Source organism: Bacillus sp. PSXD-155, from assembly GCF_049310765.1.
In the GTDB taxonomy this organism is placed as follows: Bacteria; Bacillota; Bacilli; order Bacillales; family Bacillaceae_G; genus Bacillus_A; species Bacillus_A cereus.
This window is the reverse complement of sequence record NZ_JBMOWC010000007.1, coordinates 46,426-68,477: the sequence shown is the minus strand read 5'-3', so window position 1 is coordinate 68,477 and position 22,052 is coordinate 46,426. Positions and strand designations below refer to the sequence as shown.

The window sequence follows — 22,052 nt, the reverse complement described above, 5'->3', positions numbered from 1 at the left end:
TAGTTTTTTTCCAAAAAAATCTGTGAAATATTAAAAAACAAAAAAATAAGACCTCTTTGGCAGAGGCCTTATACTATATGGTGTATCGCTTCAACGATATCATCAAATGGGAAACTATCCGATCGGCCTTGCTTTAAAAATGTATTTATGCCTTCTACTTTATTTTTACATTCAAAAATATAAGCATTTTCTTCATTTTCTTGAATCGTTCCTAGCTTAAAATACAATTCATTTTCTTTATAAATTGATAAAATCTTTCTCATTTCATTTGCAAGTTGCCAATGATGTGGCGAAACAATTTCTTCCATAATCCTACTTACTGAATCTAATACTGAAATTGCAGGATAATGACTAAGCGTTGCAAGCTCACGCTTTAATACGATATGTCCATCTAAAATACCACGTGCTAAATCTGGTACAGGGCCATTTAAATCATCCCCATCAACAAGCACCGTATAAATACCTGTTATAGATCCCTTTTGTGTTTTCCCAGACCGCTCTAACAACTTCTTCATATAACTTTCCATTAACAGTGTTTTACCACCAATCGGTAACTCTTTAACAGCAATATCAACACTTCTTCGTGCATCGGCAAAACGAGTAACAGAGTCCATCATAAGTAATACGTTATTGCCCTGATCACGGAAGTATTCAGCAATAGACGTTGCGAGTTTCGCTGCACGAAGTTGCATAAGATGACTTTCATCTGACGTCGCTACAACAACGACGCTTTTTCGCATCCCTTCCTCGCCTAACTCTTTTCGAATAAAGTCTTTTACTTCCCGGCCACGTTCTCCTACTAAACTAATAACGTTTATATCAGCTTTTGCATTTTTTGCTATCATTCCAAGTAAAGTTGATTTACCAACACCTGACCCAGCAAAAATACCAATCTTTTGACCGATACCAATTGTTAGCATAGAATCAATTGATTTTATTCCTGTTTCAAATACATCGGTAATCTCTTCACGTTCAAATGCATGTATAGGCGGTGCATCTAGTTTTATTTTCTGTAATGGAATGTTTTCAGCTTCCTCATTTAACACTTCACCATTTGCACTTAACACTTTTCCGAGCAAGTGATTACCACGTGGTACAACAACATCTTCTGAAACTAGTGTCACTGAATCTCCATAACATACTTTTTCTGTCTGTTCAAATGGAAGTAGCATATTATTTTCTTTTTCAATGGCAATCACTTCACATAAGACGTTATGTTCTCCAACGAAGCAAACATCTCCGATCTTCGCTTTCGGCCCTTTTGCTACGAAAAACTGTTCTTGTACACTATGAACTTTGCCTACTTTCGTATACAGCGGTGTTTCAATGAACTTATTCCATTTTTCGTTCTCATTCATTAACAGGCGGCTCATACATTTTGCTCCTCAAATAACTTCTCTTCTTCCCATTTCTGACGAAGTTTCGCAAATATAGGTGCAAATTTAAATTCAAAGAACTCTTTCTCTTCTTCCAGAACAAATTCACCAAACTGCAGGGAGAAATCATATTTCCATTCTACTAATTGTAGTAACCAATATTCTTTCGTATTCTCCTTCTCTTCTTGAATACGTTCAAACGTTTCTGGATGTACTGTAATGATTAATTTTTCAAACGAAGTTGGCAATGTTTGCACGATGCCAGTTAAAATAGGTAACACATCAAGCAATCGTGAATCTACCGCTTGATTCACGATTTTTTCTGCTAAATGAAATGATTGATCCCATAATAACTCTGTCCATTCATATGCTATTTCTTGTTGTTCTTTTTGAAACTGCACACGCGCTGCTTCCATCTGTTCCATTTGTTCATGAATATGCATTTGAAATTGTTCTTTCTCTTGTAATAACTGTTGACGCTCTCGTTCTAACATTTGCTGCTCTTGCCTTAGCTGATTCATTTCCATATGTAATGATTCTTGCTGGGCGCGAAGCTCTGCATGATCAGCTTGTAATTCTTCCTCTTCTATTTGGACTGAAGCTGGTTTTGGAAATTGTAATTCATACGTTTCTTCAGAAAAAGAAACAGAATTCTTCGGAATTCTGTTTTTAAATAAGGACATCCTCTTCACCTCTTTGAACGATAATTCTTCCTTCTTTCTCTAGCTTTTTCACTGTACCAGTGATCGTTTGCTGCGCTTTTTCAGCATCCGTCATCTTAAGCGGTCCTAAGCCATCTAATTCTTCTAGAATCATCTCTTTACGGTTTGAAGACATACATGTAAATAATTTCTCTTTAATTTCTTCTTTTGCAATTTTAAGTGCTTTCGCAAGAACACCGTTATCTGTAATTTCTTCTAATACACGGCGAAGCGCAAGATCTTCAAGACCAAGTAAGTCTTCAAAGACAAACATATTTTCTTTAATTCTCTCAGATAACTCATAATCGACTTCATCCAGCTTTTGAAAGACTGTTTTTTCAACACCTCGTGAAACATTATTTAAAATGTTTACGATTGTTTTCAAGCCATCAGTTTTATTAATTGCACTAAATGCCATATTATTTAATTTCGATTTTAACAACTCACCAATTTGATTAATTAATTCACCATCAACTTGTTCTAGTTTCGCAATACCCATTACCGTTTCTACTCGTTTATGATCTGGCAATCTCTCAATTAATTGAGACGCAAGTTGCGGTTTAATATAAGAAGCGATAATTGCAATTGTTTGTGGTGACTCATCATTAAGCACTGTAAGAAGTGGCTCTAAATCTGTAAGTGAATTTAAGAATTCAAATGGATTATCTTTGTTATACCAAAGGTCTTCCAATAATTTTTCCAGTTCGTCTTCTGGCATATTTTTAAATATGCGACGAATATATTCTTTATCTGGAGTGACTAAGTTCAATTCTTTTACATTTAGTTCATATAAGAACTCTCCTAGTACATTCTCTAACGTTTCTGGTTTATATACACGAAACTTCGCAATTTCACGAAGTAATACTTCTTTTTCCTCAGCTGTCATATATTCAATGACTTTTGCTGCCACCCCTTCGTCTAATGTACGAATGAGGATGGCAGCTTTTTCTTTGGAGGAGATTTCATCTAACATCGTTGTTCCTCCCTTACTGTCCGTTTAACCATTTTTTAATTACTTTTGCAGTACCTTCTACATGTTCTTTCGTAGCATCCTGCACTTGTTCATCTAACGTTGGTTCTTTCGGTTCTTCTGGTTCAGGTTTTGGCTCTGGCACTATTTTTTCTTCAGGAATTTCCAAGATACTTTCATTACTTGCAGCCACTTCCTCTTCTGCTAAGTATTCTTCATATTCCTCTTCTTCTTTCTTTCTCTTACGTCTTGCTAATAAGAACCATACTAGACCACCGATTGCTAATAAGCCAGCTGTAATTCCACCGAATAACCACCAGTTCATACCACTTTTTTCTGGCTCTTTCTCTTTTTCAGCTTTCGGCTGATCGAACTGAACAGTTACAACGTTAACTTGACCATTTATAAAGTTACCGTTCGGATCAGCTTGAAGTCCTGCCGCTGTTCCTATTGCTTCTTTAAAAGTTGTCATATCAATTCTACGTTTTACTAACGTATCATTATCTACCCATACAACAACATTTGTTTTCGTTAATTCTGGGTGTTTCTTAATTGTTTCAACTGTTTTATCTATTTCATAGTTTTCGATTTTGTTACCATTTTTATTATCATAGACAACTTTACCATTTTGATTATTGTTCGTACCGTAGTTTGGCACTTCACCGTTCGCTGTAATACCAGCACCTTGCTTCGTATCTGCCCCTTCTTGCGCAGTAGAGCTTTCCTCTTGCTCTTGTTTACTACGAAGTACACCTTTATCACCATATTTCTCTGACTGACGTGTAACTTCATCGTAGTTTACAGATACTTTCGTATTCACTTTATATTCATTCGGTTTAAACATCGTCATTAACGTTGCATCAATATCTTGCTTTAATTTACCTTCAAGTTGGTGCTGCATCTCTACTTCTTTCTCATAAGAAGAGGAACTACTAGAATGTGCTTCATCTGCTCCTTTTGAGATAACACCTTTTTTACTATCAATAACACTTACTTCTTCTGCTTTCACACCAGGAACCGCTGCACTAATCATTTGCTGTATACCTGCAACTTGATCAGCTGTTAACAATTGTCCACGTTTCACTCCAACCGTAATCGCCGCTGTTCCTTTTGCTTTTTCTTCATCAAAAATTGTCTCTTTTTCAGGCAATGTAATTTGAACATTTGCCGTTTCAACTGTCGCAAAGTTTCTTACAATATCTTGCTCCAATTGCTTCTTCGTACCGACAATTTGCTTCATTTTTTTATCTTGTTCACTTGAACCGAGCGAGCTTTCTAATAAAATTTCTTCACCGCTTTTCGAATTAAACGGTAAGCCCATCCCATTCATTTCTTTTCGAACCCATGGAGCATCATTCTTTTGCACACGAATTGAACCATCGGCCGCTAATTGATAATCGACACCTAACTTCGATAATTCTGCTGTAATCTCTTGTTTATCTGTATCATTTAAATTTTGATATACAACAACATATTTATCTGGCAAGGTGAAGTATAAAAGTGCTCCTGTTACAATCGCTAAAAGCGCAGCACCAATTACTAACTTATGCCACGTTTTTAACGATTTGATAACATTTTTCATCTTTTCCATTTAAACACACCCGTCCACTTTCCTAAATTTGCATATTAATTAGTGACTTATAATTTTCAATAAGATTATCACGTACGAGAGCAGCTGTTTTCATTTGAGACTCAGCTTTCTTTTGCTGAATTAAAACGTCATGTGTTTCTCCTACCCCTTTGGTTAGTAAATCATATACTGCTGTTTGCGCATTGTTTTGCGTTTGATTCATATCTTCCAATAAATCAATAAACTTTTTCCCCGGAGCTACAGATGTTTCAGAAGTTTTCGGTGCACCAATTGACTGAATTGCTCCAAATGGTTGTGTATGTAACATTGGTTGGATTTTCATATTACTATCTTCCCCCTTATCCTCGGCCGATTTCTAAATCTTTATCAAGCATTTTTTTATTTGCATTTAATACACTCGTATTCGCTTCATACATTTTTTGAGCAACCATAACATTCGTCATTTCAGCAGTTACATCAATATTTGGATAACGTACATATCCTTCTTCATTTGCGTGCGGATGCGTCGGATCATACACTAAATTTTCCGTTTTGTCTGCTTCAATACTTTTTATCTTTACTCCGTTAGTAGGAGCCCCATCTAGCATACTTGCAAAACTATTGTTTGATTCTAGCACCACACTACGACGCTCATATAAATCTGCCCCCGGAGCCGCCGTCGTATTTGCATTTACAATATTGTTAGAAGTAACTTCCATCCACTTTCTCGCTGTCGTTAGCCCTGAGCCACTTGCATTAATTGCCTGAAACATCCGTTGTCTCTCCTTCTACTTTTAACGTCCGCGTGCCGCTTGGTTAATTGCATATTGTGTATTAATTGCGTTAACTGAAATACCGTATAACTGATTTGTTTTCATTAAATCTAGCATTTCTGTCGTTACATCCACACTATTTCCGTCTTTATTCGTTTGCATTGATTTTGTTTGAATCTTTGCATATGTATTTTTCGTATTTACTGTCGGTAAGTGCATTTCATTCGTTTGATATAAATCTGGATTGCTCTTTAAATCAGCCGCATTATTTTTATATAATGCACTACTTTTATTCATCTGCTCAGCAAATGTTACATCTTGTGCTTTATAGCCAGGTGTATTCGCATTTGCAATATTACTAGAAACAGTATTTCGTTTCGTCACTAAATAATTCATATAATGGCTTACATCACTCACTAAATCTGGCATATTCCACACCCTTCCTTTTCTAACGTAATGATCCACTGATAGAAGTTTCACTTCATTATTTATTTTCTTATATGCGTTTATTAAAATATTTACTATTATGTACCCTTACATATTTTATTCCATTTTTTCATTGTTGTCTTTAGAAAAATACAAAAATATAAAAAAGAATGCAAAAAAACTGTATACACATAGTAATCTATAGAACATTTCAATATATGAACTATAAACTAAAATCCATTTTTCTATTATTTAGATTACTATTATTTTTTCATCACAGTCATAAAATGAAACCTCAATCAGCGGAGTTCTTTATGTAAACGAAGGAATAGACCCCCTTTTAAAAGGGGAATCTGTTTCCAAACGTTATTATTAATATTTACCGTAAAATGAATTAGCCTTCATTCGCCCATCATTTGTCATAATCATTTCTTCCAAAATCTTTTGCTTATCTCGAATATGCTGAGCTGCCTTAATAATGAACGGGCTTACTTCTGCTGCAACTTGCGCACGCGTTTCTTCATCCAATGTCATCATCCAGCGATTTAACATCTCACTCTTCTCAGCAAACTCTCTGTCTGACACTTGCAATTCACCGATTTCATTAAAACAGCTGACAAACGTCCGATAAATATCATTGTTCATTTTCAAGTGCTCCGCGGTAACCGTCTATTAAATCTTGTAACACTTTCACAATTGCATCAATATCTTTCGCTTCACGCGTTACTTTCATCGTTTGAATTTGAATGCTAATCCAATCATATAAACCATAGAGACTATCATATAAATCTTTCGTAATCTCAGGATTTAATTGAAGCTTTAGTTCTTCAAAAATACGTTCTAATTTTTCAAGAAGTGCGTCCCCTTCTTGTAGTTTAAAAGTATGTAAAAGTTCTTCTAAATTACGAAACTCTACAATACATCTTTCATAAATAAAAATTGTATTTTTAATCGGATTACTCGTCATAATATCATTTTGCATATAACGTTGCCATGCTTGCATACGATCACTTCCTCAACTTTCATTAATCATCACTTTTTTGTTTTGTCATTGCTTTAATTGTTTTTAGTTGGCTATCAAGCGCCGCTAATGTGCTTTCTAGCTTTTGATACTTCTTCACAATATCATTTTGTTTGTCCAAATTTTGCTTTTCAATATCTTGAATCTTTTTATCTAAATCACTTACACGTGAGTCAATGTTTTTAACTCTCTCGCCGACTACACCTTTATCACCGAATAGTTTATCAAGCGGTTCTTCCATCATTTTTCCTAAACCGTTAGAACTAAAGAAAAATTGCTTCGCTGCATCGGGTTTTTCTTTTAATGCTTGTGTTAATTTTTCATCATTAACTTCCATCGTTCCATCTTGCTTTAATTGAATGCCAAATGTGAATAAATAATTACCATCTTGAGAAAATGTTACGACATTGTTCATTGCCTGACGTACACTTTGCATAATAGCTTGACCTTGGAAAGCTCCACCTTTTCCAGCAAAGATATCTACTGTAGAAACAGCTTTATTATAATCAGCTACCATTTTTTTAATAACATTCGATGCATCTGTTACGTTTGAATCACTTACTGTAAATTTCAGATCTATACCTTTTGCTTTTGGATCTGTTGTTGTACCAGCATCTGGCGCTCCTTCTACTTTCGGCTCAGTTACCTTTAACAATTCAATTTTCACACCAGGAAGAGCTTCAATTGTATTAGTAGAACCTTCCCCTTTGATACCATTAATAGTATACATAGCATTTTGTGCTTCATTGATTGTATTGAGCGCTGTGCCATCCGCCTTAGCTAAACCCATATCTTGAAATAGTGTAGATGTGTTCGCCTCAAACTTAATCTGTCCATCTGTTCCCTCTTTTTTCGAGGTCATGAAAATTTTATTTCCAAGTGTATAAGCTGATACGCCATAATCTCCATCATTAATCTTATTAATTAAATCTTTATATGTCATATCAGTTGTTACTTTTAGTTCTTTACCACCTAGTTTTAATGTTTCATCTTTAGGAAGCTTTGCATTTATATCTTTAATGTCATTTGAAGCTATTTGATGACGCTGTGCAAGCTGTGTAATCGTCATATTAAAAGTTCCTGCAATCGCACCACCATCAGCTTTTACATTAATATAACCGTCTTGTGTTGTCGTTACTTTTTTCTCATTTCCTTTAAAAGCCGCTAAGTTTTTAAAAGTTTGTGTAAAAGAACTAAATTCTGATTTTAAACTTGTATATAGTAGTTTATCATTTGTAAGGTCATTCTTTTCTTTCGTATATGGTGTTTTCCTCATATCTAAAGCATTCATTTCTAATTCGACGAAGTTAGAAGTATCGATCATATTATTTCCGAGGTTCCAAATTTGTTGTCTACCACCAATACCTGTCATCGTTGTTCCTGCCATTTTTCTCACTCCTTATAGATTACATGTAGTCTAAAATACTGGTTTTACTCATCGTACTAACCGCTTTAAGCGTCGCTTCATACGTTGCATTTATATATGCCAAGTCAGAAATTGCGACCGCTAAATCAACATCCTCAATTTCTTTACGGTTTTCTTGAAGCGCTAAATTTTGCTCACTTAAAATTGTTTTAAATGTCTCCATCGTGTTCATTGTTGAACCAACTTCAGTTGTACGGTTAATGATGCCATCTAAGTTTTTCTTATTTTCTCCCAATAACGGTTGTAACGCTTTTTGGTCACCTTTTTGCATCGCTTCGCTCATCTGTTTTAACGTTTTTATAACCGGGGATAATAATGCTTCTCCGTTACGAAATGCCTTTAATTCATAACCATCATTTAATTGCCAGTTCACATCATTTTTTCCGCCCTGGTACGTACCATCTTCTGTAAATGGTGACTTTTCTGCACTATCACCACCGAAAATATAACGACCTTGCTCTTTCGTATTCGCTAAATATACAACTTGTTTTAAAATTTGATCAATCTCTGCACCGATGGCTTTCAATTCTTTTTCACCATTTGGCTCATTTAATGCCTGTACCGTTAATTGATCTGCTCTCGTTAAAGATTTAAAAATACCTTGTAAAGTATTTTCAGTTTGTGTTAATACATTTTTTGAGTCAGCTAAATCTTTTTGCATTTGTTCAATATTCGCCAATGAATGTTGAATCGCAAATGATTTACTCGCTGCAAGTGGATCTTCACTCATAAGAAGATTTTTCTTCCCTGAAGTTACTTGGTTTCTATGGTATTGTTGTTGCACATTCAAATCCATTAACTGATTCTTTGCCCAGTTTGCATTTTGAAATGTAGATACTCTCATTTCTATCTCCTCCTTATATATTTCCAATCAATTATTATCACTTATCGAATAATCGAAAATAGACTATCAAACACTTCATTCATTGTAGTAATAGCTTTAGAGTTTGCGACGAAATATTTTTGGAAGGCCATTAAATTTACCATTTCCTCTTCCATATTTACACCTTCAACGCTCATTTTTTCTTGTTGAATACCTTCTAGTAAGTCGCCATGAATTTTTTGATAACCATTTACTGCACTTTTATCAGATGCAACACGAACTATAAATTGATCTAATGCTTGTTTATAAGAAAGACCTTCTTTATAATCGTCCTCTGTAACTGCTGCTAGTTTATTTGCTGTTTCAGCAGATATTTTCATTTTCGAAATATCTTTTTGGAATTCTGGATTTAACTTCATATCTTTCGCATGATCTCCAACGAAGAAATCTTTTCCCATCACTGTATTCACTTGATTTTTCATCGAACTCATTAAGTCTTCAAGATTTTTTTTATAATCAACTATCTTCGCTTTCGTGTCAATCGCTGATTTTATCGCTCCGCTAGTTACATTGATTTCTGAACCGTAAATCTCAACTGACATTGGGTCTTTTTCTTTATTTAATTGAAGTGGATATGTATCTTGTCCATTTACTGTTAAAATACCATTCATTCTAACACTCGCGATATTAGGATTCATAGATTCATAAGATACTTCTATATTTGCATACTTAGACATCTCTGTAACGATGCGATCTCGTTCGTCTAAAAGTTGATTTGGCACTTGTGTACCTGCTTGTCCAATTTTATGATTCGCTTCTGCTAAACTAGCAGCAAGACGATTAAATTCATTAACATGCGCTTCAATATCTTCTGCCGTCTGTGCTTCCACTGTATCTAAGTTTTTCGCAAGACGATTCACTTGACTTGTGAACTTCCCAGTTTCAGAAATTAATGTATCGTAGTAGTTTGGTTGTTCTGGATTTTTCGCCACTTCACGAAAGGCATTAAAGAAACCGTCCATTAAACTAGATAATGAATTCTTTCCTGTCGTTCCAACCATAGACTCTACACGTGATAAAGTCGAATTCATGTAGTTATAGTAAGAGAGCTGAGATAATTGATCATTAAACTGCTTCGTCTTTACCTCATCAGTAATACGGTCAACACCTAGCGTTTGTACACCGTAACCAATTCTCTGTTCTGGCGTATGACCATTGCTTGCTCCAACAGATCCGTAATTCACCATTTGACGCACATAACCCGGTGTATGAATGTTAGACAAGTTTTGTTTCGTTGTTTGTAACCCCATTTGAGCCGCTAACATGCCCGATAGCGGTGTATTATAATCAGATAATCTCATAAAGCTTCACTTCTCCTTTACAATAGTTCGTTCATAAAGATTTGCGAATTATTGTTTCGCTCTAAATTATATTCAGAAACAGAATCCACAATACTTTCTGTAGTTTTTAATAGTACGTTTAAGTAATATTGATTTTTCAAAAGAATCATTTTTACATTCTCTTCTAATTCAGTTACGTTTTTTTGTAATTCTTTCATTTTTTCAATTTCTTCTTGAGAAAAATACGAAAATAACGCACTTACACGAAACGATTCAACTCCTTGTTCTTTACAAAACTGAACAACCATTTCTTCAAATGAGCTTGATAACCCTTTTAAACCATCAATGTACTGCAATTGCTCTACTTGTAACTTTTGAACTGCATTTACATTTTTATTTTTTAAATTCTCATATATTTGCTCTCCAAGCGCTTGAATATTTTCATACGCTTTTTGAATAATAACGAGTTTTTCATATAATTGTATGTACATATAGCTTCCTTTCTTTTACAAGACTAAATTCACAATTAAACCATGGATTTCTCCAATTTGATTTAACATTTCTAAATGTCCTGTTTTCGTATTAATTAAATTCATAACATCTTCTAATTCATTCAATCCCATTTCTGCCTGTTTCACAATCGTCATTTTCTGTGAATATCCGTAACGTGGGTGACGAGACATGACATCTTTATACTGCAATACATTATCAACGTAAAAATTCAAAAATGATTTTACTGTATTTTTGTATTCCATTACATTATCAAGCGTTAATTCCATTTCAATTTTCTCTTTAATTTCTCCAATATTATCGACAAACGCTTCCATTTGTTCTAGTAATTTATCTTTTTTCGGATCTGCATGCAAATTATCCGAAAATGCAAGTCCTGTCCTGACATTTGCTTCTTTCGGCATTTGAGTAGCAGGCGGTATATGCGATAAAATTGGATTATGCGAGATAGAACGTAGCATATATATCACCTATTTATTTTTTTATTTCTTCCTAAACTTAATCGTAAAATCCAGTTATTTATAATTATACTCTGAACAGTAATATTTTGCAGTTATTTTTTATAAAAGATATGTTACAATTTAGCATGAGGTGGCACAATTCTATGAATATTTTCCTTTGTGGTTCAAATCAATTAACAGCATTAGATCAAGAAGAAATTAAAAAATTTTTAACTGACTATGCTCACAAACATAAAATTTACATATTATGTTATAAATCTATTGAAAATGAGGTTCTTCGTTTTTTCGTTGAGAATGAAAGACTCGCTCAAAATTTATGCCTTTACACGCTGCAACCATTGCAAGCAATAACAGATGAATTTCAAGAAGTCGTTGATTACTTAAAAAAACACGGAGCCGAATATGTTGCTTTCGATCATCCTTCTGACTCCATTTACCGATCAGATTATATGTTTTTTGTTAAACAAATTATTGAAGACACTGATTTAGTTCTCTGTTTTTATAATGGGGACAAACATACATCTGTCATCCCTGTCGATGTTGCAAAAGAAGCAGGTATTGATGCTGTCATTTATGATTTACCAGGATTACATGAAAAGCAAATGAAAAAAAGCTTTGAACAAAAAATTCGTATGATGTAAAGGGGGAGGCACAATATCATTATTGTGCCCATTGTAAATATGATAATTGAACAAGATTATGATCATTTTATCGCGAGTTTTAAACAACAATTCAATATGGATATCGCTTCGTATAAACAAGATAGAATGCGCCGTAGAATCGATGCTTTCATTTCGAGAAAAGGCTTCGAAAACTACACTAATTTTTTAAATAAATTACGCGCTGATCAAAATTTATTTTTAAATTTTATTGACTACATTACAATTAACGTTTCAGAGTTTTTTAGAAATAAAGAACGATGGCAAACTTTAGAGTCGAAAGCACTACCAAAATTACTCGAACAAAATAGCGGAAAATTAAAGGTATGGAGTGCCGCTTGCGCTGCTGGTGAAGAACCGTACACACTCTCTTTAATTTTATCAAAGCATCTAGCTCCATTTCGTTTTGAAATTCAAGCAACAGATCTTGATTTTCATATTTTAGAAACCGCAAAACGCGGTCAATATACTGAACGTTCTTTAAAGGAATTACCTAATGATTTGAAAGAACGTCATTTCACAAAAGAGAATGATATATATTCATTGCATCAAAACATTAAACAAAACGTATCGTTTAAACAACATGACCTTTTAATGCAGTCATTCGATACAAATTATGATCTGATTATTTGTCGCAACGTAATGATATATTTCACAGAAGAAGCAAGAGTAAAACTTTATGAAAAATTTAGTCGTTCTTTACGAAAAGGCGGTGTACTATTTGTTGGTAGTACGGAACAAATTTTAACACCCGAACGTTACAATCTTCAGCGATTTGATACATTCTTCTACGAAAAAATATAAAAGAGGTCGTCACAATGGAGTGACGACCTTTTTACATAACTCGAATTAAAATAATACCGACAATCCATATAAAGAGAAAAAGAAACGTCATAGACCATTTATGTTCTTGCATCGTTTGTTTCAATGCCTGTGATAATTGTGTCATGTTCATTTCCGCAAGCGCTCTCCATACACTTACATCCCGATCTTTAGCAATGCGGTCTGTAACACTAATTAAAATTGTTTCGTTAGACAATTTCGTTATATAAGCAGTAATAACCGTTACCATCAAATTTATATTTCCTTCTGAAGAATCACTTTCCACTCTAGAGATAAGTGCACTCACATCTAGTAACGGAATATGTACTTTTCTACCAAATGATAGTTGTACTTCAGCGAAATCATACGTTCCATCTAACAAAGGAAGTTCTTTTATATGCGCCTGCTTAACAAGCCCTTGTAGGCTTCTAATTACTTGTTCAAATATTTTTTCTGTTTGCTTACCTTCTCCAGATAACGTGTGTAACTTTTTAAAAAGTTGTAACACTGTATCCATCTCTTTAGAAAGCATTTCCTTCATAATCTTTCCATCACTTAAACTTGCAAGTAAAATACCTATTTCATTATTTTTCGAAATAATTTTAGACTGTCCAGTAAACACTAAATTGCTACGCTTTCGTTCTTTCTGGATTTCATGCTCCGAAATAGCTGCAGGCTGTTTTAATGGTTGTAACGCCTTATCTTCAATTGTCGTACGTTTAATCTCCATTTAAGCGCCTCCACTACTATGAAATAATTAGCCCCATTCTTTATTACTCTTTAAAACTAAAAACAGTACGAATAAACCTGACATGATAGTAAACACATCAGAAGCTTGCACTCCCTGTTCACCTTTTTCTTCTTTCTTGTCTTTCGGTTCTTCTTTTTGTTCTTTCTTTTTAGAGGCAACTTGTTTGTTATTTTTCTCTTTTTGGTCCTTCGCCTTATGTACTTCCTTGTTGTCTTCGAACGGCTCTTTTATAACGTAAGTAAATTCCTCTTTCTCTTTCAACGGTTCTTTTATAAACTTATTTACTATCTCATCTTGCTTCGGAATTTGAACGACTGGTAAATTTTCTTCTGGAAGCGGGTTTTTGACTTTCGAATCTTCTTGCTTCTCATTTTCTTTCTTATCTTCTAATTCATTTTCTAGTTTATTATCTAATTTTTCTTCTTTCTCTTCTATCTTTTTATCATCTTCGTTTTTTGGCGCCAAAACAGAAATGGTATATTCACTTTCCTCAACAAGTTTATTACCTGCTGCATCTATTATCTCTACAAGTAATTCGTATGGCCCAGCCGGCAATGCTTCTGTTATTTCAAATACTTTTTGCCAATCCATATCATGCTTGTTGTAGTCTAATAAAAAGGAAAGCTCTTTATTTTCTTTCCCTTTTAATGTAACGCGCACTTCTTTTACAACCGATTCTATATCTGACGCTTTTACTTGTATATGTATAGAATCTCCCTGTTTTCGTTCAACTAAGTTCTCTTTTACTTCATCAATAGTAACTTTCTGTAACTTTGGCAATTCTTTATCTATAGTTGGCGTTTCATTTTTAATACGAATGAGCGGGACTTTCACTTCATTTTTTATGAGCTCTTCTTTCTCATTCTCTTTGTAACTTTGAACGAGCTGAAGATTCCAATCACCTTGCAAATCAAAATCCCCTGCTTTATAGTTAGCAACCCAGCTCTTCGTTTCTTCATCATACTCAAAAGATAACATTCTTTCTTGCGCATATTGCTCGCCATTTTTTTGTAACTGCAATATACCTTTCATACTTTGAATATTTTTCCCATTTGGTTCTACAGCAATCCGCACTTCTTCGCCAACTTTAAGCTCCGGCTTATTTACTGTAATAATTCCCAGTTCCGTTTCTATCTTTCTTTCACTCAATTGTTTATTTGCTACTTCTTGTTGTTCTGCTTCTTTTTGTTTCTCTTCTTTTTGTTTCTCTTCATATTGCTTCGTTTCCACTTGCTCTGACGATTCTTGAGATTCCTTATTGTCTTCTTGTACATTCACTTCATTTATTTTTTGATCTGACTCAATTTGTTCCTCAGCCTGACTTTGCAAGGGGAAGAACAAGCATACATGTATGCATAGCCAACTCATTAGAAAAAACTTTACGTTTTTCATCTACTAGTTCAAACTCCTATTTCAATGCCTTATAGTGATTTCGTCACTTTTACTCCGAAAAATCCATCTACATTTACAAGTTCACCATACGCCACTAATACATCATTTACATAAATACGAATTGGTTCATCAATATCCTCATCTAGTACAACTGCTTCATTTTCTTGTAAACTTAATATATCTTGAATCGTTTTCACTGTACTTCCAAATACAAATTTCACGTTCATTTCTACATTTTGTAGAATGGACGTGTCCATATATACTGGTTCCATTTGTTTTACTTCTTTAAATTCAATAGGTTGCACAACTGGTTCTACAATTTTTTCTTCTTCAATTTCTTCTGTGACAACCTCTTCTTCCACCATCGGATACAGAAGTCGCCTTACCATTTCTTTCGCTTCAGAAATTGGCAAAATTTGATACATTTTCGATTGAAGCAGATCGCCAATCTCAAGATTGAATGTAATTTGAACGAGTTCGTCCACTTCCATTGACTCTCCCAAATATTCCATTTCTTCTTTTAACGTTACAAATTTAACATTTGGCGGCGTCATGTCCATTTTTTCTTGAAACATTTCTGACATCGCCGTAGCAGCATGACCCATCATTTGGTTCATAATTTCTTTAATACCGCTCAGTTCTAATTCAGTAAGCTCTTTTTCTGGGTCAACTTCCCCTGTTCCCATCATCATTAAATCTACCATTGTTAAGGCGACATCTTTCGTAAATACGAATACATTCTCATTCTTTAGCCCTTCAACAAAGTCGACATTTAAAATAACAAATGGTACTGGTACTCCATCATAATGACGAACATTGATTGCTTCCACATTTGGTGTACTAATTGTAACTGGCTGATTTAAAAGCGTTGACAATACTGTTGAAGCTGAACCAATTGAAATATTTGCAATTTCACCAAGCACATCTTTCTCTTCTTGTGTTAAATGCTCTTTTTCAACTTCTTCTACAATCTCAGTTTCCACTACTTCTGCTGGCTCGTCTTTTTCTTCTACTCCACCAGATAATTGCATTAATTTATTTACCATTTGTTTCGCATGCTCAACTGAAACAATTTGTACAAGTTTAGAGTTTACAAGATTATCTATCTTTAAATCAAACGACACTTTAACAATCGTATGATTCCCATCGATTTCAGAGATTTTCTCCATTTCTTCTGATAACTTTACAACATTAATCGTCGGCGGAGACATATCTACTGTATCTTGGAAGAATTCCGACATAGATGTAGCTGCGAATCCCATCATTTGATTCATCGCTTCTTGTACAGCACTTAGTTCTAATTCACCAAGTTCTTTTCCATCCTCCACTTCACCTGTTCCCATCATCATTAAATCAGCAATGGACAATGCAACATCTTGTTTAAGAACAAGAAGGTTTTCCATATCTAATCCTTTTGTAAAATGAATGTTTAATACAACATGTGGAACTTCGACATCTCTTGAATCATATAAATCTACCAACTCTATGCGAGGAGCAGTAATGCTTACTTGCCTATTTAAAATCGTTGATAATACAGTCGAAGCTGAACCAAATGATATATTTGCAATTTCGCCAAGAATATCGCATTCTTGAGGCGTTAAATGCTCATTTTCTTTTTCTAGCACAATCGTGCTCGTATCCCCTTTTGTGTGTTGCTCAGGCATTTTCCCTGCCTCCTCATTTCTGTTTTTCTATCAAATAATATAAACTCTCATTTGATTTTAGCAAACTTATTATATAAAACGTTAATATGTATGTATTCCCATTATTAGATTAGTAACGATTAGCCAAAAAGCTCCCCAATTGTATACAAGTGGGGAGCTTTCCTTCATTCCTATTATAAACCTTCTGGGTTTAAAATGAGGACCACTCGTCCATCACCGAGAATCGTCGCACCAGAGAAATAGTTAGAACTCTCTGCAAAGAAGTCACCTAATGACTTTAAGACTATTTCTCTTTGACCGATAATTGTGTTTACAATAAGTCCATAGCTGCGATGTGTATTACGAACAATTAACACAGGAACCATTTGACCATCATATGACGCAAACGCCTCATCTACTGTTTTTTCACCAAATACAGTACTTAAATGTTTCACTTCAATAATTTGATTACGATAATTTAACACATCTTTTCCTTGTAAGGATTGGATGTCTTCTCTCTTAATTCGAATTGCTTCAACGATATTTCCAAGAGGTAAAGCATAACGCTTATCATTCGTTTGAACAAGCATAGATTGAATAATAGATAACGTTAATGGAAGTTCAATTCTAAATGTACTTCCCTTTCCTTCCTCAGAATCAATAATTAAATGTCCACCTAAACTATGAATCGTATGTTTTACAACATCTAATCCGACACCGCGTCCAGAAAGATCTGATACAACTTCAGCTGTACTAAATCCCGGTTGGAAAATAAGATCAAACACTTCACGATCTGTTAATCTATTCGCATCCGCTTCAGTTACAACGCCATTTTTAATCGCTTTTTCTAATACTTTCCCTTTATTAATACCGTTTCCATCATCCGTAATTTGAATAACGACATGATTTCCACTATGAAAGGCTTCTAATTTAATCGTACCTGTCTCATTTTTACCTGCATCACGTCGTTTTTCAACAGTTTCAACACCGTGATCGATTGCATTTCGAATTAAATGAACGAGCGGATCGCCGATTTCATCAATAACAATTTTATCTACTTCAGTATCTTCACCTGTAATTTGTAAATCGATTTTTTTCCCTAAATCTTTCGCTAACATACGTACCATACGCGGGAAACGATTGAACACAGTTTCAATCGGCACCATACGCATATTTAATAGTACATTTTGAATATCTTTTGAAATATCGCCTAATCGATTTAAATGTTCAATTAGCTCCTTGTTTTGAATTATTTGAGCCAATTCATCAATGCGCCCACGTTCAATTACACTTTCTTCAAACATATTCATTAATCTTTCGATTTTCTCTAATTGAACACGAATTGAACGATTCTCCACTTTAGCATTTTTCGTTTTTGTAGTACTTTTAGCTGGCATAGTACTTGAAGGTTGATTCGTTGCCTCTATCGGTGATTTTACTTGCGTAACCACAGCAGGTTGTAGCTTTTCTTCTACTTGCACAACTTCTTGTGTCACGACTTTTTTAGAAGCTACTTCCCTCGATATAGGTTCTCCTTGCTTTACTTCCACTTTCTCAATTTCAGAAACATGAAGTACTACTTGTTTCAATTCTTCTATACTACAATCAGTATCCATAAATACTGTAAATTCAAATCCGAAAGCATCTGCTTCAATTTCTTCAATACTCGGAGCTGTTTTTTGTATATTCCCTACATTCTGCAATGCTTCAATACACATAATGGCACGTACTGCTTTTAAAATTGCTTGCTGTTCAACTGTTATATGCACTTCATGTGAAACTGCATCATCGTTGTCTATATGATTTTGCTCTATATGTTCCTTAGGAGTTTCTACATTGCCGTTCAATAATGCTTCTAATTTCTGTTTAGTTGACACTACATCAATATTGCCCATTCCACCTTGTTGCACATCTGCAACCATCTTCTCCAAATTATCAATGCACTCAAAAATCACATCAATAATATCCGCATTTACAACTATATTTCCATGACGAATTTCATCTAACACATTTTCCATCTTATGCGTTAAATCAGCCATCTCTGTAAATTCCATACTCGCAGACATACCTTTGAATGTATGAGCGGAGCGGAATATTTCTCCTACAACATCCATATCAGCAGGATTTTGCTCTAACACTAGCACATTTTCATTTAGCGACTGTAAATGTTCTTCTGACTCTTCGAAAAATATATTTAATAGATCTGTTTGCATTTTTATCCCCTACCTGTCTAACAAACATTTCATTCATGTATAACAATTTAGTGTTTTATAATGAGAAAAAAGGGGGCCACACGTCGATCCGCTATCACTGTTTTGATTCCTTGTGGCACCCCTTCTATATTAACTATTTGCTACTTTTGTTAAAGCTTCAATTACACGATCCGCTTGGAATGGCTTTACAATAAAGTCTTTTGCCCCGCCCTTAATTGCATCTAATACCATACCTTGTTGTCCCATTGCAGAACAAATAACAACCTTTGCACTTGAATCAATTTTAATAATTTCTTTTAATGCTTCAAGCCCGTCCATTTCTGGCATAGTAATATCTAATGTTACAATATCAGGTTGAAGTTCTTTATACTTTTGAATTGCTTCTACCCCATTCTCTGCTTCGCCGATAACTTCAAATTCAGCATTACTTTTTAATAAGTTTTTAATCATCGTTCGCATAAACATCGCATCGTCTACTACTAAAATTTTATGTGCCATTCTTTTTAATTCTCTCCTTCTATGTATAAATATATCTTAATATTTCACCTTATCATTCTCACTCATTATACAAAATAAAATGATAAAATTTAATATTTTTTTAAAAGAATTTTCGTATTTTTATTATTTTATTATTAAAATAATAATATACTACTCTTTTATATAAATAACAACGCGACGGTTTTTTTCCCAGTTTTGCGGTGAATCATTTGGTACAATTGGCTTTGTGTCTGCATATCCTACCGCAGCTAGCCTTTTATCATCCACATTATACACTTCAATTAAATGGTGAATCATATTTGCCGCTCGTGCTGAAGATAACTCCCAATTAGAAGGGAATTTCTCGTTATGAATAGGTCTACTATCTGTATGTCCCTCTACAACAATTGGGTTAGGTACGGATTGAAAAAATCCAACTAATTGACTTATTATCCCTTTCGCTTCGGGCTTAACGTTCGCATCGCCTGTATCAAATATTAAATTATCTACTATAACGACGCTTACCCCTGTATCCTCTCGATATACATTCACTTGACTAATACCGTTATTATCTACATACGCTTTCAACTTCTTATATAATTCATCCATTCTCTTTTTTGAGATCATTTTTTCATCATTTTTTTCATGTGAAATATCTGGTATTGTATTTTCCATTACTTTTGCATCTACTTGCCCCGTATCACTAAACTTTTCAAGCATCTTTGACAATTTTACTGCATCTTGCTTTGATGTAGCAACTAGTAATACGAAGAAAGTTAATAATAACATCGTTAAATCTGTAAAAGTCGTCATCCAACGAGGCGATCCCTTTTGCGGTCCTTTACTCATCATACCACTCCTTGAAATATTAGGCTGCTCCTTTTACCTTTTTTACCTTTGTTTCGTATACGTATGTATCCAGTTTCAACTTTAATTTAGAAGGGATTTGTCCGCGATACAATTCTGAAATTGCTTCTATTACAAACTTCTTCTCTGTATATAAATCTTCAATACCACGGTATACTTTTTCCGACAGAGGGATTGCAATCATATTCGCAAGTACAGACCCATATAATGTCGTTAACATCGCAACTGCCATCCCTGTACCAATTTGCGATGTATCTTGTAAGTTTTGGAGCATAATGATAAGACCGATTAACGTACCAATCATTCCCCAAGCTGGAGCAAAATCACCAATTTTATCTAATAATGCCGCTCCTTTTCTTAACTCATACACTTCCGTTTCAATATCTTTCAATAACACTTCTTTTAATTCATCTTCATCGTAACCGCTTAACATTAATCGAATTCCTTTTTGAATAAAAGGATTGTCTACTTGCTCTCCATCAACCTCTAAAGAAAGCAAGCCGTTCTTTTTAGACTTTTTCGAAAAATCAACAAACAAATTCGTTAACTGTTCTAAATCTTCTTCTCTTCTATGTAAAACAGTGAAAATACTTTTCGTATATTTTTTTATTTCTCCAAATCGATATGCCACAACAATTGTCGCTGTTGTTCCCCCTATGACAATTAAAATAGATGAAATATCTAAAAAGTTTTTGAAAGCTTTTATTCCACCGCCGCCAAGCATAATCGCCGCTATCACTATGATGAAACCTACTATAATGCCCACTGGGCTAGAAATATCAAACTTCCTTTTTCTTCTTTGTGGTCTAGCTAATACTTGATTTTTTTCTCCCATATTTCTGCCCTTTCCTTTCCATTTTCATATAACATTTTTTTATTTTAATAATACGTTTTCACATATAACATGTATTATACGCTTACCATCTGTTTATCGCAATATACTCATGAAATTGACACATTTCATTTCTATATTAGAATTATGGTATAAAAACATGAGGAGGCTCACGATGGAACACAACATTTTACAAGTCATTGCATTAGCAGAAAAACTAAAATATGAAATGCGACATAGCTGGCTTTCCAACGGGCGTCAAGAAAGTGTTGCCGAACATACATGGCGTATGTCTCTAATGGCCATTTTAGTTGAACCTTATTTGGATCAAAAAGTAAATATTGAGAAATTACTTAAAATGGTTATTATTCACGACCTAGTCGAAGCCGAAGCTGGTGATATCCCTGCATTTGATACGATGAATAGTCACGAATTACAGCTACAAAAACAAAAAAATGAACTAGAAGCTATTTTAAATATTAAACAAACGTTAACAGGTTCTCTCGGTGAGGAATTATATGACTTATGGATGGAGTTTGAAGCAAAAGAAACGTACGAAGCAAAAGTTGCTAATGCACTCGATAAACTTGAGGTGAAAATCCAGCATAACGAAGCTGATATTGATACGTGGCTACCAATTGAACATAAAATGACATTCCAAGTAGCAAAGCATACAAACTTTGATTCTTTCCTATCTAAATTACAAAAAATTATTGAACAAGATGGAGAAAAGAAGTTAATTGCTGCCGGCATTGATGTTGGGGCATGCAAGCAATAATGAAATAAGACACTCAACAAGAGTGTCTTATTTCATTATTGTTGATATAGCCCGCTTATAAATAAGCTGTTGTTTTCCATCCACTAAAATTAAAACTGTAAATTTATCTACTCCAACAACTTCTCCTACTATTCTAACGCCACTCTTTAAGAAAATTGTAACTGTACCTTTTTCTTCTTTTATTTGTTTATACAATTCTTCCTGTAAATGTTCCAATTACT

At 34.3% G+C, this 22,052-nt stretch carries 25 protein-coding genes; 3 read left to right on the top strand and 22 right to left on the bottom strand.

All coding sequences use genetic code 11. The features are described from left to right. Positions 1–68: 68 nt before the first annotated feature. From ACO6VI_RS10105 to ACO6VI_RS10040, 14 genes are all read right to left on the bottom strand, one after another. On the bottom strand, positions 69–1,373 hold the full coding sequence (locus tag ACO6VI_RS10105) for a flagellar protein export ATPase FliI (RefSeq protein ID WP_000088690.1): 1,305 nt from the start codon (positions 1,371–1,373) through the stop codon (positions 69–71). Further along, complete coding sequence (locus ACO6VI_RS10100) at positions 1,370–2,059, bottom strand: FliH/SctL family protein (protein ID WP_161519768.1); 690 nt, start codon at positions 2,057–2,059, stop codon at positions 1,370–1,372. The genes ACO6VI_RS10105 and ACO6VI_RS10100 overlap by 4 nt, the downstream gene beginning before the upstream one ends. After that, positions 2,046–3,050 carry a flagellar motor switch protein FliG gene (fliG, locus tag ACO6VI_RS10095; RefSeq protein ID WP_086384959.1) on the bottom strand — a complete coding sequence of 335 codons (1,005 nt, stop codon included), beginning with the start codon at positions 3,048–3,050 and terminating at the stop codon, positions 2,046–2,048. The genes ACO6VI_RS10100 and fliG overlap by 14 nt, the downstream gene beginning before the upstream one ends. Positions 3,051–3,063: 13 nt before the next feature. Further along, a complete protein-coding gene (fliF, locus tag ACO6VI_RS10090; protein ID WP_088338812.1) occupies positions 3,064–4,638 on the bottom strand; it encodes a flagellar basal-body MS-ring/collar protein FliF in 1,575 nt (524 codons plus the stop codon). A 22-nt stretch (positions 4,639–4,660) separates the two neighbouring features. After that, positions 4,661–4,960, bottom strand: coding sequence for a flagellar hook-basal body complex protein FliE (gene fliE / locus ACO6VI_RS10085; protein WP_000701668.1), 300 nt, complete (start codon positions 4,958–4,960; stop codon positions 4,661–4,663). A gap of 16 nt (positions 4,961–4,976) precedes the next feature. Beyond that, on the bottom strand, positions 4,977–5,390 hold the full coding sequence (gene flgC / locus ACO6VI_RS10080; protein ID WP_000484680.1) for a flagellar basal body rod protein FlgC: 414 nt from the start codon (positions 5,388–5,390) through the stop codon (positions 4,977–4,979). Positions 5,391–5,411: 21 nt separating this feature from the next. Continuing rightward, positions 5,412–5,870 (bottom strand): flagellar basal body rod protein FlgB, encoded by a 459-nt coding sequence (gene flgB / locus ACO6VI_RS10075; protein WP_074789290.1) that lies wholly within the window; start codon positions 5,868–5,870, stop codon positions 5,412–5,414. 318 nt (positions 5,871–6,188) lie between these two features. Next, positions 6,189–6,461 (bottom strand): hypothetical protein, encoded by a 273-nt coding sequence (locus tag ACO6VI_RS10070; RefSeq protein ID WP_001058088.1) that lies wholly within the window; start codon positions 6,459–6,461, stop codon positions 6,189–6,191. Beyond that, the gene (gene fliS / locus ACO6VI_RS10065; RefSeq protein ID WP_001149516.1) at positions 6,451–6,819 is read right to left on the bottom strand and encodes a flagellar export chaperone FliS; all 369 of its coding nucleotides are present in this window, start codon (positions 6,817–6,819) and stop codon (positions 6,451–6,453) included. The genes ACO6VI_RS10070 and fliS overlap by 11 nt, the downstream gene beginning before the upstream one ends. A gap of 22 nt (positions 6,820–6,841) precedes the next feature. Continuing rightward, positions 6,842–8,224: a flagellar hook-associated protein 2 gene (locus tag ACO6VI_RS10060; RefSeq protein WP_086409072.1), complete on the bottom strand. Its 1,383-nt coding sequence runs from the start codon at positions 8,222–8,224 to the stop codon at positions 6,842–6,844. Between the two features lie 19 nt (positions 8,225–8,243). Further along, the gene (locus tag ACO6VI_RS10055; protein ID WP_001266403.1) at positions 8,244–9,107 is read right to left on the bottom strand and encodes a flagellar hook-associated protein 3; all 864 of its coding nucleotides are present in this window, start codon (positions 9,105–9,107) and stop codon (positions 8,244–8,246) included. Positions 9,108–9,148: 41 nt separating this feature from the next. Continuing rightward, positions 9,149–10,447 carry a flagellar hook-associated protein FlgK gene (gene flgK / locus ACO6VI_RS10050; protein WP_016082184.1) on the bottom strand — a complete coding sequence of 433 codons (1,299 nt, stop codon included), beginning with the start codon at positions 10,445–10,447 and terminating at the stop codon, positions 9,149–9,151. Positions 10,448–10,464: 17 nt separating this feature from the next. Next, positions 10,465–10,917, bottom strand: coding sequence for a hypothetical protein (locus tag ACO6VI_RS10045; RefSeq protein WP_000275879.1), 453 nt, complete (start codon positions 10,915–10,917; stop codon positions 10,465–10,467). Positions 10,918–10,932: 15 nt separating this feature from the next. Further along, the gene (locus ACO6VI_RS10040) at positions 10,933–11,397 is read right to left on the bottom strand and encodes a YaaR family protein (RefSeq protein ID WP_000946323.1); all 465 of its coding nucleotides are present in this window, start codon (positions 11,395–11,397) and stop codon (positions 10,933–10,935) included. Positions 11,398–11,540: 143 nt separating this feature from the next. On the opposite strand from ACO6VI_RS10040, the gene ACO6VI_RS10035 reads away from it, so the two are divergent. Continuing rightward, on the top strand, positions 11,541–12,038 hold the full coding sequence (locus ACO6VI_RS10035; protein WP_001020110.1) for a flagellar motor switch protein FliG: 498 nt from the start codon (positions 11,541–11,543) through the stop codon (positions 12,036–12,038). Positions 12,039–12,077: 39 nt separating this feature from the next. Further along, positions 12,078–12,860 carry a protein-glutamate O-methyltransferase CheR gene (gene cheR, locus ACO6VI_RS10030; RefSeq protein WP_135278202.1) on the top strand — a complete coding sequence of 261 codons (783 nt, stop codon included), beginning with the start codon at positions 12,078–12,080 and terminating at the stop codon, positions 12,858–12,860. Positions 12,861–12,891: 31 nt separating this feature from the next. Here cheR and ACO6VI_RS10025 read toward each other — a convergent pair whose 3' ends face one another. The 7 genes from ACO6VI_RS10025 to ACO6VI_RS09995 all read right to left on the bottom strand — a co-directional run bounded on the left by ACO6VI_RS10025 (position 12,892) and on the right by ACO6VI_RS09995 (position 21,056). Further along, positions 12,892–13,608 carry a hypothetical protein gene (locus tag ACO6VI_RS10025; protein WP_086389329.1) on the bottom strand — a complete coding sequence of 239 codons (717 nt, stop codon included), beginning with the start codon at positions 13,606–13,608 and terminating at the stop codon, positions 12,892–12,894. A gap of 27 nt (positions 13,609–13,635) precedes the next feature. Beyond that, entirely contained in the window at positions 13,636–15,021 is a 1,386-nt protein-coding gene (locus ACO6VI_RS10020) for a transglycosylase (RefSeq protein ID WP_422423266.1), read from the bottom strand. Between the two features lie 29 nt (positions 15,022–15,050). Continuing rightward, positions 15,051–16,685, bottom strand: a complete 1,635-nt coding sequence (locus ACO6VI_RS10015) for a flagellar motor switch protein (protein ID WP_097912285.1) — start codon at positions 16,683–16,685, stop codon at positions 15,051–15,053. A gap of 173 nt (positions 16,686–16,858) precedes the next feature. Beyond that, on the bottom strand, positions 16,859–18,877 hold the full coding sequence (locus ACO6VI_RS10010) for a chemotaxis protein CheA (RefSeq protein ID WP_161519766.1): 2,019 nt from the start codon (positions 18,875–18,877) through the stop codon (positions 16,859–16,861). 129 nt (positions 18,878–19,006) lie between these two features. Next, positions 19,007–19,375 (bottom strand): response regulator, encoded by a 369-nt coding sequence (locus ACO6VI_RS10005; RefSeq protein ID WP_000940568.1) that lies wholly within the window; start codon positions 19,373–19,375, stop codon positions 19,007–19,009. A 150-nt stretch (positions 19,376–19,525) separates the two neighbouring features. Continuing rightward, complete coding sequence (locus ACO6VI_RS10000; RefSeq protein ID WP_000033627.1) at positions 19,526–20,203, bottom strand: OmpA family protein; 678 nt, start codon at positions 20,201–20,203, stop codon at positions 19,526–19,528. Positions 20,204–20,222: 19 nt separating this feature from the next. Then, entirely contained in the window at positions 20,223–21,056 is an 834-nt protein-coding gene (locus tag ACO6VI_RS09995) for a MotA/TolQ/ExbB proton channel family protein (protein WP_000504188.1), read from the bottom strand. Between the two features lie 172 nt (positions 21,057–21,228). Here ACO6VI_RS09995 and ACO6VI_RS09990 point away from each other — a divergent pair, with 172 nt between their 5' ends. Then, on the top strand, positions 21,229–21,831 hold the full coding sequence (locus tag ACO6VI_RS09990) for an HD domain-containing protein (protein ID WP_000400767.1): 603 nt from the start codon (positions 21,229–21,231) through the stop codon (positions 21,829–21,831). Between the two features lie 27 nt (positions 21,832–21,858). On the opposite strand, the gene hfq is transcribed toward ACO6VI_RS09990, so the two are convergent. Further along, positions 21,859–22,047, bottom strand: a complete 189-nt coding sequence (hfq, locus tag ACO6VI_RS09985; RefSeq protein ID WP_081143588.1) for an RNA chaperone Hfq — start codon at positions 22,045–22,047, stop codon at positions 21,859–21,861. Positions 22,048–22,052 lie beyond the last annotated feature (5 nt).